Annotated in this window: 15 protein-coding genes; 8 read left to right on the plus strand and 7 right to left on the minus strand. The window is 68.0% G+C overall.

Annotated features, from left to right (window positions below):
• Window positions 1-50 precede the first annotated feature (50 nt).
• Window positions 51-806: an acyltransferase gene (locus ATK30_RS09980; RefSeq protein ID WP_101435341.1), complete on the minus strand. Its 756-nt coding sequence runs from the start codon at window positions 804-806 to the stop codon at window positions 51-53.
• A gap of 52 nt (window positions 807-858) precedes the next feature.
• Between ATK30_RS09980 and ATK30_RS09985 the strand changes: the two genes are divergently transcribed.
• Both ATK30_RS09985 and ATK30_RS47680 read left to right on the plus strand, forming a co-directional pair.
• Entirely contained in the window at window positions 859-1,806 is a 948-nt protein-coding gene (locus tag ATK30_RS09985) for a nucleoside hydrolase (protein WP_101435342.1), read from the plus strand.
• An 853-nt stretch (window positions 1,807-2,659) separates the two neighbouring features.
• On the plus strand, window positions 2,660-3,748 hold the full coding sequence (locus ATK30_RS47680) for a C40 family peptidase (RefSeq protein WP_101435344.1): 1,089 nt from the start codon (window positions 2,660-2,662) through the stop codon (window positions 3,746-3,748).
• A gap of 165 nt (window positions 3,749-3,913) precedes the next feature.
• Here ATK30_RS47680 and ATK30_RS10000 read toward each other — a convergent pair whose 3' ends face one another.
• Window positions 3,914-4,906 (minus strand): SDR family NAD(P)-dependent oxidoreductase, encoded by a 993-nt coding sequence (locus ATK30_RS10000; RefSeq protein ID WP_244194573.1) that lies wholly within the window; start codon window positions 4,904-4,906, stop codon window positions 3,914-3,916.
• A 25-nt stretch (window positions 4,907-4,931) separates the two neighbouring features.
• Between ATK30_RS10000 and ATK30_RS10005 the strand changes: the two genes are divergently transcribed.
• Window positions 4,932-5,456, plus strand: coding sequence for a TetR/AcrR family transcriptional regulator (locus tag ATK30_RS10005; protein WP_101435346.1), 525 nt, complete (start codon window positions 4,932-4,934; stop codon window positions 5,454-5,456).
• Between the two features lie 3 nt (window positions 5,457-5,459).
• Here the strand turns inward: ATK30_RS10005 and ATK30_RS10010 are convergent, their stop codons facing one another.
• Window positions 5,460-6,068 carry a TetR/AcrR family transcriptional regulator gene (locus ATK30_RS10010; protein ID WP_101435347.1) on the minus strand — a complete coding sequence of 203 codons (609 nt, stop codon included), beginning with the start codon at window positions 6,066-6,068 and terminating at the stop codon, window positions 5,460-5,462.
• 92 nt (window positions 6,069-6,160) lie between these two features.
• Here ATK30_RS10010 and ATK30_RS10015 point away from each other — a divergent pair, with 92 nt between their 5' ends.
• From ATK30_RS10015 to ATK30_RS10025, 3 genes are all read left to right on the plus strand, one after another.
• The gene (locus ATK30_RS10015; protein ID WP_101435348.1) at window positions 6,161-6,904 is read left to right on the plus strand and encodes an SDR family oxidoreductase; all 744 of its coding nucleotides are present in this window, start codon (window positions 6,161-6,163) and stop codon (window positions 6,902-6,904) included.
• A gap of 103 nt (window positions 6,905-7,007) precedes the next feature.
• The gene (locus ATK30_RS10020; RefSeq protein ID WP_101435349.1) at window positions 7,008-7,634 is read left to right on the plus strand and encodes a TetR/AcrR family transcriptional regulator; all 627 of its coding nucleotides are present in this window, start codon (window positions 7,008-7,010) and stop codon (window positions 7,632-7,634) included.
• 1 nt (window position 7,635) lies between these two features.
• A complete protein-coding gene (locus tag ATK30_RS10025; protein WP_101435350.1) occupies window positions 7,636-8,541 on the plus strand; it encodes a carboxymuconolactone decarboxylase family protein in 906 nt (301 codons plus the stop codon).
• Here ATK30_RS10025 and ATK30_RS46835 read toward each other — a convergent pair.
• Window positions 8,525-8,650: a hypothetical protein gene (locus ATK30_RS46835; RefSeq protein WP_279629988.1), complete on the minus strand. Its 126-nt coding sequence runs from the start codon at window positions 8,648-8,650 to the stop codon at window positions 8,525-8,527. The genes ATK30_RS10025 and ATK30_RS46835 overlap by 17 nt on opposite strands.
• Window positions 8,651-9,035: 385 nt before the next feature.
• Here ATK30_RS46835 and ATK30_RS10035 point away from each other — a divergent pair, with 385 nt between their 5' ends.
• Window positions 9,036-9,899, plus strand: a complete 864-nt coding sequence (locus tag ATK30_RS10035) for a 3-hydroxyacyl-CoA dehydrogenase family protein (RefSeq protein ID WP_101435351.1) — start codon at window positions 9,036-9,038, stop codon at window positions 9,897-9,899.
• Between the two features lie 68 nt (window positions 9,900-9,967).
• On the opposite strand, the gene ATK30_RS10040 is transcribed toward ATK30_RS10035, so the two are convergent.
• The 3 genes from ATK30_RS10040 to ATK30_RS10050 are packed head-to-tail and all read right to left on the minus strand — an operon-like array spanning window position 9,968 to window position 11,423.
• Complete coding sequence (locus ATK30_RS10040; protein ID WP_101435352.1) at window positions 9,968-10,462, minus strand: SRPBCC family protein; 495 nt, start codon at window positions 10,460-10,462, stop codon at window positions 9,968-9,970.
• Entirely contained in the window at window positions 10,416-10,802 is a 387-nt protein-coding gene (locus ATK30_RS10045) for an ArsR/SmtB family transcription factor (protein WP_101435353.1), read from the minus strand. The genes ATK30_RS10040 and ATK30_RS10045 overlap by 47 nt, the downstream gene beginning before the upstream one ends.
• A gap of 30 nt (window positions 10,803-10,832) precedes the next feature.
• Complete coding sequence (locus tag ATK30_RS10050) at window positions 10,833-11,423, minus strand: helix-turn-helix domain-containing protein (RefSeq protein ID WP_183125498.1); 591 nt, start codon at window positions 11,421-11,423, stop codon at window positions 10,833-10,835.
• Between the two features lie 90 nt (window positions 11,424-11,513).
• Between ATK30_RS10050 and ATK30_RS10055 the strand changes: the two genes are divergently transcribed.
• Window positions 11,514-13,097, plus strand: a complete 1,584-nt coding sequence (locus ATK30_RS10055) for a bifunctional NAD(P)/FAD-dependent oxidoreductase/class I SAM-dependent methyltransferase (RefSeq protein ID WP_101435355.1) — start codon at window positions 11,514-11,516, stop codon at window positions 13,095-13,097.
• Window positions 13,098-13,242: the final 145 nt, after the last annotated feature.

Here is a 13,242-nt window from a genome sequence, read left to right on the forward strand (position 1 = left end):
GCGCTGTCAGGTCATTTTCGCCGCCGAACTCAACGTGCGGCGCGCCGACGTCAGCTGTCGCCGAGCGTTTTCTGCAGTGCCTTGTTCGCCTTGCGCGCCATGTCAGCGACAGCCTCGCGCCGGGCCGCATCCGCCGCGTAATCGTCCTCTCGGTTGCGGACCACCCGGGCCGGTGAACCAACCGCGATCGAGTAGTCCGGGATGTCACCGCGGACCACCGCATGCGCGCCGAGCACGCTGCCGCGGCCGACGCGCGTGCCCTTGAGGACGCTGACCTTCGTGCCGAGCCACGTGTCCGGGCCGATCCGGACCGGCGACTTGACGATGCCCTGGTCCTTGATCGGCACGTGGATGTCCGCGGTCACGTGGTCGAAGTCGCAGATGTACACCCAGTCGGCGACAAGCGTCGCGGCGCCGAGCTCGATGTCGAGGTAGCAGTTGATCACGTTCTGCCGCCCGAACACCGACTTGTCGCCGATGCGAAGGGACCCCTCGTGACAGCGGATGGCGTTGCCGTCACCGATGTGCACCCAGCGGCCGATCTCCATCCGGCCGTAACCGGGACGGCAGTGGATCTCGACGTTCTTGCCGAGGAACAGCATGCCGCGCAGGATGATGTGCGGGTTCGCGATGCGGAATTTGAGCAGCCGGTAGTACCGCACGAGATACCAAGGCGTGTACGCGCGATTGCGCAGTACCCAGCGCAGCGAGTCGGCCGTCAGGAACTTCGCCTGGTGCGGGTCCCGCCGGGCCCGCCGCCAGGCGCGCACGCGCGACAACGCGGGCGCACCCCACATCGACGTCATGCCCTTGACCGTAACCTGTGGACGACGGCCGGCCACACGCAAGGGGAGCAGGATGGGGACCAAGCTGATCATCGACACCGACCCCGGAGTCGATGATGCTTTCGCGATCGCACTGGCCGCGAGGTCGGCGGACGTCGACCTGCTGGCCGTGACAACCGTATTCGGCAACGTGCCGCTGACCACGACGACCTCTAACGCGCGCCGGCTGCTGCAGTTGTGCGACCGCCCGGACGTGCCGGTCGCCGCGGGCGCCTCGCGGCCGCTCCTCGCTCGCGAACTGCACCGGTTGAGCACCGTTCACGGCTCCGACGGGCTTTCCGGGCACGCCGCTTCGCTGCCCGACGCCACCCGCCCGCTCGAGGATTCCGACGCGGTCAGCCTGATGGTCTCGCTGCTCGAAGCCTCGGACGAGCCGGTGACCATCGCGCCGATCGGTCCGCTCACGAACATCGCCGCCCTGCTCGCGGCCCACCCCGGCGTGCGTTCGAAGATCGCGCGCATCGTCCTGATGGGCGGCGCGATCACCCTCGGCAACTCGACCGCCGTCTCCGAATTCAACATCTGGGCCGACCCGGACGCGGCGCGGCGCGTGATCGCCGAGGACGACGTCCCGTGCGTGATGGTCCCCCTCGACCTCACTCACCGGTGCGCGGTCGACAGCACGTGGCTGGCGAAACTCGCCGCGTCCGGACCGATCGGGCAGGCGCTGAACTCGTTCACTCCGGACTACCTCGCGCACTACCGTCAGGTGCTCGGCTACGAAGGCATCGTCATGCACGACGCGGTGGCCGTCGCCGAAGCGATCCGCCCAGGCCTTCTGCGCACGGAGACCTACCCGGTCGACATCGACTCCGGCCACGGCCCGACCCGCGGCATGACGATCGTCGACCGGCGAGCGGTCCCGAACAGGTCGACGGGGCGGCCGATCGAGGTGGCGGTGGACACGGAGCTGGACGTCCTGCGCGAGTTCGTGTTGTCCAGACTCGCCGGGGGCCGGTGATGGACGGGGCTGGGCGATCGCCGCTGGATGGCGAATCGCAGGTCACGCATGGTGCGGGAGCGGGCGTGGGCGGCGGGGAGCCTCGAGAGACGGTTCGTTGCCGGTGAAGGGCGAATCGATCAGCTCCGGTGAGCCGTCTGCTGGCGGGGCGTCGCCGATGAGCGGCGAATCTGTCAGCTCCGGTGAGCCGTCCGCCGGCAGCGCGTCGCCGATGAGCGGCGAATCTGTCAGCTCCGGTGATCCGTCCGTGGACGGCGCATCGGCGGGGAGCGGCGAACCGGTCAACTCGGGCGAACCTTTCGCGAGTGGAGCGTCGCCGATGAGCGGCGAAACGGCTCGCTTCGATGATCTGTCCGCGAGCGAGGAGACGTCGGCGGGCGGCGGATCGGCCGACTTGGGTTATACGTCTGTCGGTGAATCGTCGTCGGCGGGCGGCGAAAATCCTGGGTCGACCGGGGTGTCGCCGCTGAGTGGCGAAACCTCCGGGCGGGCCGATGAGTCGTCGCGGGGCGGAGACTCGCCCGCGTTAACCAGTGAGTCGCCGCTGAGTGGCGACGCAGCAGACTTGGCCAGCGTTTCGCCGTTGAACGGCGACGCCTCCGAGCCGGGCGAGGTCTCGCCGGTGAATGGTGGTGCGACCTCGTCTGGTGTTTCGCCATCGAATGGCGAGACACTCGAGCCCACCAGGGTGTCGCCGTTGAGTGGCGAAACCTCCGGGGTGGCTGACGAGTCGTTGCGGGATGGAGACGCGGCCGCGTTGACCAGCGAGTCGCCGTTAGATGGCGACGAGCTCCAGCCGTCGGGGCGAGAGGGTTCTGCGGGGCAGGGTTTTCTCGCGCGGAATCGGCGGGTTGTGGTGGCGTTGGCGGCGGCTGTGGTGGTCGTTGCGGCGTTGGTCGTCGCGGTGCAGGTTTTGCCGGGTGGCGGTGCCGGGGACGCGAATTCCGGGAACGTGGCGGCGACGTCGTCATTGGTGCCGGGTACCTCGAAGACGGCCGCGCCGGCGTCGGTGGTGCCGACTCAGCCTGGGGTGCCGCGGGCTGGGGAGTTTGGTGCTTGGGCGTCGCGGACCAGTCAGTGGCTTGATATTCCGTTGCGGGCGATGAACGGATACGCGCAGGCGACCGTCACGCTCGGCAAGGAACAGCCCGGCTGTCACCTGTCCTGGATCACTCTCGCTGCGATCGGGAAGATCGCCAGCGATCATGGGCGGGCACAGGGTAATCGAGTCGGGGAAAACGGGACGCTCGCGAAACCGCTTGGCACGGTGGAGGTTTTCGACTTCTATCACCGGCCCGTGTCGACGCCGGGAGCGGCGGGGCCGTTGCAGCTCTCCCCCGCGGTGTGGAGCAAGTGGCAGCGCAGTGCGTCCGGCGGTAAACCTGACATTCAGAACATCGATGACTCGGCGCTCACGGCCGGGCGCGCGCTCTGTGCGAATGGCCGCGATCTGGCGACGGACTGGTGGAACGGGGTCGCCACGCTGGAGCCGGCGCCGGTCGTTCTGCATCGGACGTTGGCGACGACCAACGTTTACGGCACGGTCGGCCAGAGCGATCAGCCGCCCAACCCCGCGGTGCTCACGGCGGTCGACTTCGCGATTGACCAAATTGGACTGCCGTACGTCTGGGGCGGCAACGGCACTCGCGATGCCGACCCTGGGTTCGACTGTTCCGGTCTGACGACCGCGGCTTACGCGAGCGCTGACATCAAGCTGATGCGCACGGCGGACACGCAATTCCGCAGCGTTGCCCATGTGAGCGAACCCCAATTGGGCGATTTGATCTTCTACGGGGAGCCCGCTTCGACGATCCACCACGTGGGGATTTACATCGGAAACCAGCAGATGATCGACGCGCCGCAGACTGGGCAGGCGGTGCAGGTTCATCCGTATCGGAAGCCTGGCGACGATTACGCGGGGGCGGGCCGGCCGACGGCGTGATCTGTGCCGCAGCTTCCGCTCAGGACTGTGGGTGCTCCCGGATGGATCCCGAGTCGGGGCGGCGCTTTCGCCGTTCAGGGGCGAGGGCGTGGGTGATCGTGATCGCCCGGGTTGGTCAGCGGCGGCAAGCTGCTTTGCGTTGACCGTGTTGGGAAGTGGACCTGATCAGGGTTGGCGGACCAGGTCGAGGGACAGCTCCCACAGTTGCCGCGCGGCCGTGCCGTCGCGCGCCCAGCGTTTGACGGCGTGGCTGTTGCCTGCCAAGTCGACATCGTCGGGAACTGTCGCGGCTTCCTTGCCGTCGTCCAGGTAATGACCACCGTTATGGGCGAATTCCGGGGCGGTCGCGGCGACGAGAGTGGTGGCCGCGCCTTGCCCGATGGTCTTGTACGCGAAAACTCCGGCGGCTTCGAGCCGGTCTAGGTGATCCCTCATGTCTTGGGTGAAATCCCGTTGCAGGCCAGTGGAAACTCCGCCAGGGTTGACCGCGTTGGCGACGATTCCGTCGGCTGCCCACCGGCGAGTCGCTTCCACCGCGAACAACGAGTTGGCCGTTTTCGACTGCCCGTAAGCCAATTGGGGGTCGTAGGCGCGCCGGGTAAAGTGGATGTCATCGAAGACAACGGGTGAGTACATGTGCGCGCCGGACGTCACCGCGACGATCCGGGCCGCTCCACGCTGGTTCGCGCCTGCGGCTAGGGCATCGTGCAGGCCCAGTGCCAGCGCGAAATGGCCGAGGTGATTGGTCGCGAACTGCAGTTCCCAACCCTGCGGAGTGCGGCCCAGGGTCGGACGCATCACGCCGGCATTGTTGATCAGCAGGTGCAGCGGGCCGTCCCAGCCGTCGGTGAAGCGGGTGACCGTGGCGAGGTCGGCCAGTTCGAGGTGTGCGGCGCGGACGGCGCGGTTTCCGGTGGATGCGGCGATGTCATTGGTGACGCTCGCGCCGAGAGCGATGTTGCGTACGGCCAGGGTGACGTCAGCGCCAACAGAGGCGAGCGCGCGGGCGGTCTCGCGACCTAGGCCCGAGGTGGCACCGGTGACGACGGCGCGAACGCCAGTGAGATTGAGGCCCGCGACGACGCCGGCGGCGGTGCTGGCGGCGTCGAAGGCCGTACGGATCAGGGATTGTTGAGGCACCCTGCCGACTATACGCACTGAACCAAGTTTGTATAGTGTGTCTATGGGCAGCGATCGGCGCACGCAGGTACTGGACTCGGCCTTGGAGGTGTTCGCGCGCTACGGCTATCGCAAGGCGTCCATGGACGACGTCGCGAAGGCGGCGGACATTTCGCGTCCCGGCCTGTACTTCTACTTCTCGTCCAAGCCGGAGCTGTTCCGCGCCACCGTGCAGCATTCACTCGAAAGCAGCATCGAGGCGGCTCGGCTCGCTCTCGCCGATTCACGGCAACCGCTTCGCGAGCGGTTGATCAAGGCGTTCGACCACTGGGCCGGCCGCTACGCCGGGCCGATGGCCGCGGAGATCGACGCCCTGATCGACTCGAACCCCGACCTGCTCGGCACCATGCCAGTCGAATATCCGAAACGGTTCCGTGCGCTCGTCGTCGAGGCGATCGGCGGCCGCTCCCCTGCCGACGTCGCCGGGACACTGATCAGCACCGCGATCGGGATCAAGCACGACGCGGAGACCCCCGACGAGTTCCGCGCTCGGATGACCATCGCGGTCGACCTTTACTGCAGTCACTGAAACTCAGACAGGCGGCCAATTGTGCATGGCCGCGTCGGCGACTTCCTGTAGCTCTTCCCGGCTCGCACCGCTGGCAGCTTCGACGGCGATTCCGAACGCGACCGTCATAATGTAGCGGGCCAGCCGCGCCGGATCGGCATCCGGCGGCAAATCGCGCTCGTCGACGGCTCGCTGGAATCGCTCTTCGAGGGCTCGACGAGCAGCGTTGCGCCACTCGACCAACAGTTCGCGCGCAGGATGGCCGAGTTCGCCAGCCGCCAATGAGCCTTGGACGCCCAGGCATCCCGCCGGACAGTCCGGGTCGGTCGTCGCTCGGACGGCCCCGTTGAGTATCGCGGCGGCCACCTTGGCGGCGGTCGGCTCCGCCCACGCTCGCGGGCCATAGGAGGCGGGGCCTTCGTCGTAGAGCGCCAAAGCCTTGCGGAACAACTGCTCTTTGTTGCCGAAAGCCGCGTACATGCTGGTTTTCGTGATGCCCATGGCCTCGGTCAGGTCGGCCAGGCTGGCCCCTTCGTAGCCCTGCTGCCAGAAGACCAGCATGGCGCGCCGCAGCGCCTCGTCGGCGTCGAATCCGCGCGGCCGGCCGATGTGCGCCTTCTCCTGGCTGGTCATCGTGCCAGCATACCTCTTCGGTACCGATCGGTTCAGAAGTGCTACGGTCATCCTTAGGTACCGATCGGTACCGAATTATCCGGAGGTCAGCAATGGGACAGCTCGAGGGCAAGACAGCGGTCGTCACCGGCGGCAGCAGCGGGATCGGCCTGGCCGCCGCCGAACGGCTCGCCGCCGAGGGCGCGCACGTCTTCATCACCGGCCGGAATCAGGACGCGCTGGACACCGCCGCGAAGAGCATCGGGGCGGCCACTGCGATAACAGGCGACATCGCCAATCTGGCCGACCTCGATCGGCTCTATGACGCGGTTCGCGCCCGCGGCAAGGGGCTCGACATCGTTTTCGCCAACGCGGCGGCGGGATCCTTCGCAACCCTCGAAGAGACCACCGCAGAGCACTTCGACCAGATCTTCGACACCAACGTTCGCGGCACGCTCTTCACCGTGCAGAAAGCGTTGCCGCTGCTCAACAAAGGCGCGTCGGTGATCCTGAACTCGTCGGTGCGCGCGGACGACGGCCTCGAGTCGTTCGGGGCGTACTCGGCGTCCAAGGCCGCCGTCCGGTCCTACGCCCGGACGTGGGCCAATGAACTGAAGGACCGCGGCATCCGGGTCAACGTGGTTTCGCCCGGCTCCATCGACACGCCAGTGCTCGAAAAGTCGCTCGCCGCGGACAAGGTCGACGCGGCCCGGGCGAGTTTCGCGGCGCGCGTTCCGCTCGGCCGGATGGGAACGCCGCGAGAGGTCGCCGACGCCGTGCTGTTCCTCGCGTCGGAGCAGAGCAGCTTTATTCTCGGCGCGAACATCTACGTCGACGGCGGCGAAAAGCAGTTCTGAACCAGCATCCGCGCGGGGACAACGACGTTCCTGCACGGTTTCGCCCTGGCGCGGCGACTATACAAGCGTATAGCATGCTGTTCATGCGTATAGCGACGACGGCATGACCGACCCCGAGGACCTGACCGCACGCGCCCGCATCCGCGACGCGGCGATGCGGCATTTCGGCGAGCACGGCTTCGAGCGCGCCACGATCCGGGGCATTGCGGTGGAAGCCGGGGTGTCCCTGGGATTGGTGCGGCACCACTTCGGGTCCAAACAGGCACTCCGCGAGGCGTGCGACGCGCACCTGATCAAGCTCCTCCGCCAGCTCAACGACCAGGTGCCGGACGACCTGTCGGCCAGCGTCACCGCGAACCCCGTCGCGGCAGCGCGAATCGCTGTCGGGCCGTACCGGGACTACCTCGTCCGTGCGCTGGTCGACGGCGGGGTCGCGCCGTTGTTCGACGAAATGGTCGAACTCGGCACGCGCCAGCTCGTCGCCGCTGATCGGCAACGGACGGATCCGCCGACGGTCGAGCCCAAGGTCCGCGCCGCGATCGGCACCGCGATGGCGTTGTCGATCACTGTGCTGCACCAACACATTTCCCGGGCGGCCGGCGTCGACATCCTCAGCCCGGCGGGCGACACCATGCTCGCCCGCGCGCTGATCGACATCTACTCGCACCCACTGCTCAGCCTCGACGACGCGCGGGCGGCGCTCGATCGCCTGCCCGCGGAAGGAAACTGACATGCCGCACGCGACGATTCCCCGTATCCCTCCCCTCGAACTCGACGAGATGGATCCCGAGCAGCAGAAGCTGGCGAAACTCGGCGCGGACACTGTGATCCAGGTTCTCGCCCGCGCACCGGAGGTGCTGCGGGCGTCCGGCGCGTTGGGCAGTTACCTGATGAGTCAAGGAAAACTGCGTCCGCGGATCCGCGAGCTGGCGATCCTGCGCGTCGCGCTCCGGTGCGACGCTCCGTACGAATGGGCGAACCACGCGCCCGCCGCGCTTGGCGGTGGCGCGACCGAAGCGGAGATCACGGCTCTCTCCGACCCGGACGCCACTTGGCCGCCCGAGGACGACGCGGCGCTGCGCGCCGTCGACGAACTGTGCGCGAATGCCTTTGTGTCCGACGAAACCTGGGCAGCTCTCGCCGCGACTCGCGATCATGCCGAGATCATCGAGATCCTGTTCCTCGTCGGCTATTACCGGATGATGGCGGGATTCCTGAATTCCGCGGGCGTTCCGGTGAAACCCGGGCAACCGGCCCTCGGCGAACCACCGGTGCCAGTCGCTCGCCCGGACCAGCAGGTTCGGCACGCCAGCGGGAAAACCGGTCCGGACGGAAGCTGGAAAGTCACGTTCACCCATCCCACGGGAAGCAAAGATCTGCTCCTCGACCTCGCCACCGACGGCACTCAGGTGTCCGGGTCCATCTTCGACACTCAGCTGAAGGTCACAGTCCCCATCGTGTCGGGAACCGTCGACGGCCAGGAGATCGCTTTCACGGCGCTGGTCACCGATCCAGTGCGCTTCGAGGTGAGCGTGACCGCCACGGTCGACGGCGACGCGTTCTCCGGCTCTGTCACGGTGTCCGGCGGCGGCACCTTTCCGCTGTCCGGGCTTCGGGAGGTCAGTCCCAGTAATTGAACAGGGCTTCGCCGAGCGTCGCCGACTTCCAGTAGGCGACGTCGGACCGAGTGCGGTGTGGCCAGTTTTCGGCGACAAAGGAACGCTCGAGGTCGGCGGGGGTGAGCACCTAGAACTGACCCGTTTCCGCCAGCACGGCGGCCAGTTCCGGTTCGTCGGCGAACTTCAGCGACCCCTACTCGCGTGCTGGCGCGAAGGCGAACGCGCGAGGACGGGCGAGCGCGACCACCGGCACGTCGTTGGCAGCGACGACCGAGAGCCTGCGGTCGGGATACTCGATGACAGCTTGCCAGAAGTTCGGAGTGACAGTCGGAACGCGGAAGTCGGCCAAGATTCCGCCGGTGCGACGGGCGAAGCCGTAACAGAGACGGCGAACCTCGCGAACCTCGACGACGTCGCATTTTACACGGCCAGTCCCCCGGCGGTGGACGCGGAATTGCGACGGACGAGGCCGGATGGTCTTCTTGGCGCGAGATCGAAAGGGTGAGCCCGCCATGCCGTACGCGTACACATTCGACCAGATCCGCGACCGGCCGGTCACCGTGTTCGGTGCCGGAACGTTGGGCAGGCGCATCGCGCTGATGTTCGCCTCCCGCGGCGGGACTGTGCGGATCAGCGACCCGAGCTCCGAACAGGTCGACGCGGCGGCAAAGTACGTGGCGGAGACGTTGCCCGTCCTGATCGAAAAACGCGGCAGCGGCGAGATCGGCCGGGTGGAGGACGCGACGTCGATCGAGGAAGCGCTGCGCGACGCGTGGCTCGTCGTGGAGGCGGTGCCCGAGCGGCTCGACATCAAAATCCCGCTGTGGGGCGACATCGACAAAGCCGCGCCCGCCGACACCATCTTCGCCACGAACTCGTCGTCGTATCCGTCGCGGATGATGGCCGAGAAGGTGCGCGACAAATCGCGGCTGTGCAACATCCACTTCTACATGCCGCCGACGGCGAACGCGGTCGACCTCATGTCCGACGGCGAAACCGGCCGTACCGTGCTCGACACCCTGCTCGGCGTGCTGCCGGAGTTCGGCATTCATCCGTTCGAGGCGCGGAAGGAAAGCGTCGGCTTCATTTTCAACCGCGTGTGGGCGGCGATCAAACGGGAATCGCTGGCCGTCGTCGCGGAGGGCGTCGCCCGGCCGGAGGACGTGGACGGGATGTTCAAGATCAACTGGCATCTGCCGTACGGGCCGTTCCAGATGATGGATCAGGTCGGCCTGGACGTCGTACTGGACATCGAAAACCATTACGCGGACGAGAATCCGCACCTGCCGACCGGACCCCGGGAGCTGCTGCGCAGCTACGTCGAGGCGGGGAAACTGGGCATCAAGACCGGCGAGGGCTTTTACTCGTACGGCTGACTCGGGACAGCCCGCGCTGGTGCGGGCGGCCCGGGCAGGGGAAGACCGGGCCGCCGCCCCGGGACCGTTCACTCCAACGAGACCGCGACTTCCTCCAGTGCGTCCATCGACTCCTGCATGCCGCCCTCCATGCCGGATTCCAGGATGGCGTCGCGGAGTTCCTTGCTGTGCGTTTCGGTCAGCATGGTCACTCTGGTGCGGTCGCCCGATTCGGCGAACGTCACCGTGACCACGGGTGCGCCGACGTCCGAGGCACCTGGGGTTTCGTAGACCTCGGTGTGGACCAGGCGTTCGTTGGGCGTTATCTCTCGATACTCACCGTGGAAAGCGACCTCGAAATCGCCGTTCGCGATCATCACGTAGCGCCATTGGCCGCCGACGCGGAGGTCGATGTCCACCGACGTCACCGTGCCCCGCTTGCCCGCCCACCAGCGCTTCACCAGGTCCGGCGTGGTCCAGGCGCGGTAGACGTGCTGCCGCGGGGCGGCGAAATCCCGGGTGATCAGGATCTGGTCGTCAGCGGGCAGCGTCACCTTCGCCGTGCCGGTCGTCGTGTCCGTCATGGTCTTCCTCCTCGGTCGAACCCATTTCTTCCAGCACGGCGTCCAGCGAGGCGAACCGTTCCTCCCAGGAACGTTCGTACCGGCGCACCCAGTCGTGGATCGGTTTGAGGGCGCGGCCGTTCAGCCGGTACAGGCGTTGCCTGCCCTCGTCCCGCACCTCGACCGCGCCGACCTCGCGCAGCACTCGCAGATGTTTCGACACCTGCGGTTGCCCCAGGCCCAGCAGACGGACGAGGTCGTTCACCGGCCGTTCGCCCTCGGCGAGGACGTCCAGGATTTCCCGGCGCCGTGGTTCGGCGACGGCGTTGAAGACGTCCGCGGTGGTCGCTGCCCGTGCCATGCGGCAATCATATGCCGATATGGGTATGCGTCAAGAGGCAGGCCGGGCTCGGACGTGGAAGCGCTCGCCTTGCGGACCGAAAAGCGCCAGGACCTCGCAGACCTGGTCGCCGGCGTTGCCGAACCAGTGCGGAACGTGGGTGTCGAACTCGGCGACCTCGCCCGGCCGGAGGGTTACGTCGTGCTCGCCGAGCATCAGGCGCAACTGTCCGGACAGGACGTACATCCACTCGTACCCCTCGTGGACCCGCTGGTCCGGGGGTTCGGCGGAACGCTCCGGCGGCAGGATCATCTTGTAGGCGCGCAGGCCGCCCGGACGCCGGGTGAGCGGCACATAGGTCCGGCCGTGCCGGACGAACGGTTTCGGGTGCAGGCGCGGATCGCCGGTCGGGGGCGCGCCGACCAGTTCGTCCAGCGGGACCTGGTAGGCGCGGGCCAGCGCGAGCAGCAGTTCCAGGGTGGGTTTGCGCTGCCCGGCTTCGAGCCGCGACAGGGTGCTCACCGAGATCCCGGTCGTTTCCGAGAGACCGGTCAGCGTCGCGTTGCGCTGCTTGCGCAGGGCGCGCAGCCTCGGGCCGACCGAGTGCAGGATCTCGCCGAGGTCCTGATCGTCTTCGCTCATGCCGCTCAATTTGCCACTTCGGCAAAGAACTTTGTCAAGTCGGCGCGTTCTCCGGATAGTCCGAAGGCACGGGGACTACAGGAGGATCCAGTGGACGAGAAGTACGACGTGGTGGTGGTCGGCGGCGGTGCGGCCGGGCTGAGCGGAGCGGTGGCGCTCGCGCGGTCCCGGCGGTCGGTGCTGGTCGTGGATTCCGGCGAACCGCGCAACGCGCCGGCCGGGCACGTGCACAACTACCTCGGCCGCGAAAGCACACCGCCTGCCGAACTCCTCTCGCTCGGCCGCGCCGAGCTCGCCGGATACGGCGGCGAGGTCGTCGCGCAGACGGTGACGTCGATTGCCAAGGGAGACAACGGGTTCGAGATCTCGCTGGCCGACGGGCGGCGCACGCACGCGCGGCGGGTGCTGGTCGCGACCGGTCTCGTGGACGAACTGCCCGACGTCGCCGGGCTGGCGGCGCGCTGGGGGCGGGACGTCCTGCACTGCCCGTACTGCCACGGCTGGGAGGTGCGCGACCGGGCGGTCGGCGTGCTGTCGAGCGGTCCGCTGACCGTGCATCAGGCGTTGATGTGGCGGCAGCTGACCGACGACGTGGTCGTTTTCCGGCACACCCACGGCGATTTCGACGAGACTCCGCTGCTGGCCCGCGGGGTCCGGATCGTGGACGGCGTGGTCGCCGCGGTCGAGGCCGAGGACGACCAGCTGACCGGGGTCCGGCTCGAATCGGGCGAGGTCGTCGCGCGCGAGGCGCTGGCGGTCGCGGCGCCGGCCAAGACGCGGGCGGACTTTCTCGCGCCGCTCGGGATCGAGCCGGAACCGGTGGAGTTCAACGGGTTCGTGATCGGGACGCGGGTTCCCGCGGACGCGACCGGACGGACGTCCGTGCCCGGCTTGTGGGTGGCGGGGAACGTCACGGACATGCGGGCGCAGGTCGTGGTTTCGGCCGCCGCGGGGTTGATGGCAGGGGCGGCGATCAACGGCGAGCTGGTCGAGGAGGAGGCCGAGGAAGCCGTGCGGCTGCGGGAAATGCCGTTCTCGCACGAGATGGAGCGGGAGGTCGCGCGGGCCAACCACGCGGACGCGCCACCGTTCGACCGTGCCTCCTGGGAGGAGCGGTATCGCTCGCAGGACGAGATGTGGAGCGGGCGGCCGAACGATCAGCTCGTGACCGAGGCTCGCGACCTCGAACCGGGCCACGCGCTGGACGCGGGCTGCGGCGAGGGCGGCGACGCGATATGGCTCGCGCAGCAGGGCTGGCGCGTGACGGCGGTCGACTTCTCCACGACCGCCATCGAACGAGGGCGCGCGCAGGCAGGGAAACTCGGGGTCGCGGACCGCATCGCCTGGGTCGCCGCGGACTTGGCCGAATGGGTGCCGGAATCGAAGTTCGATCTGGTGACGACGCATTTCCTGCACGTGCCGTCGGCGGCCCGGAAGGTGGCGTTCGCGCGGCTCGCGGACGCGGTGGCACCGGGCGGGACGCTGCTGGTGGTGGGCCACGACCCCGCAGATCACCACGCCGGGCGGCCGCACATGCCGGACATGATGTTCACGGCTGAGGAAGTGGCGGAGACGTTGGACCAGTCGTGGGCTTCGGTGGCCGCAGAGGTCCGGGAGCGGACGGCGGCGGAGAGGTCCGTGCGGGACACGGTGCTGGTGGCCCGGAAGAAGTGACGGCGCGACGACCCCAGCTTGGTCGGGACGACTCGGCCGGGCTGGGGTTCGCCGCTGGTTGAGCCAGCAGCGGGGCGCAGCCGTCTCGCGCGAAGGTTTCGAAACGGTCCGGACCGTCAGCTGCGAGCAGACGCGCAAGGGTGAG

The sequence above is a fragment of the Amycolatopsis echigonensis genome (assembly GCF_002846615.1).
In the GTDB taxonomy this organism is placed as follows: Bacteria; Actinomycetota; Actinomycetes; order Mycobacteriales; family Pseudonocardiaceae; genus Amycolatopsis; species Amycolatopsis echigonensis.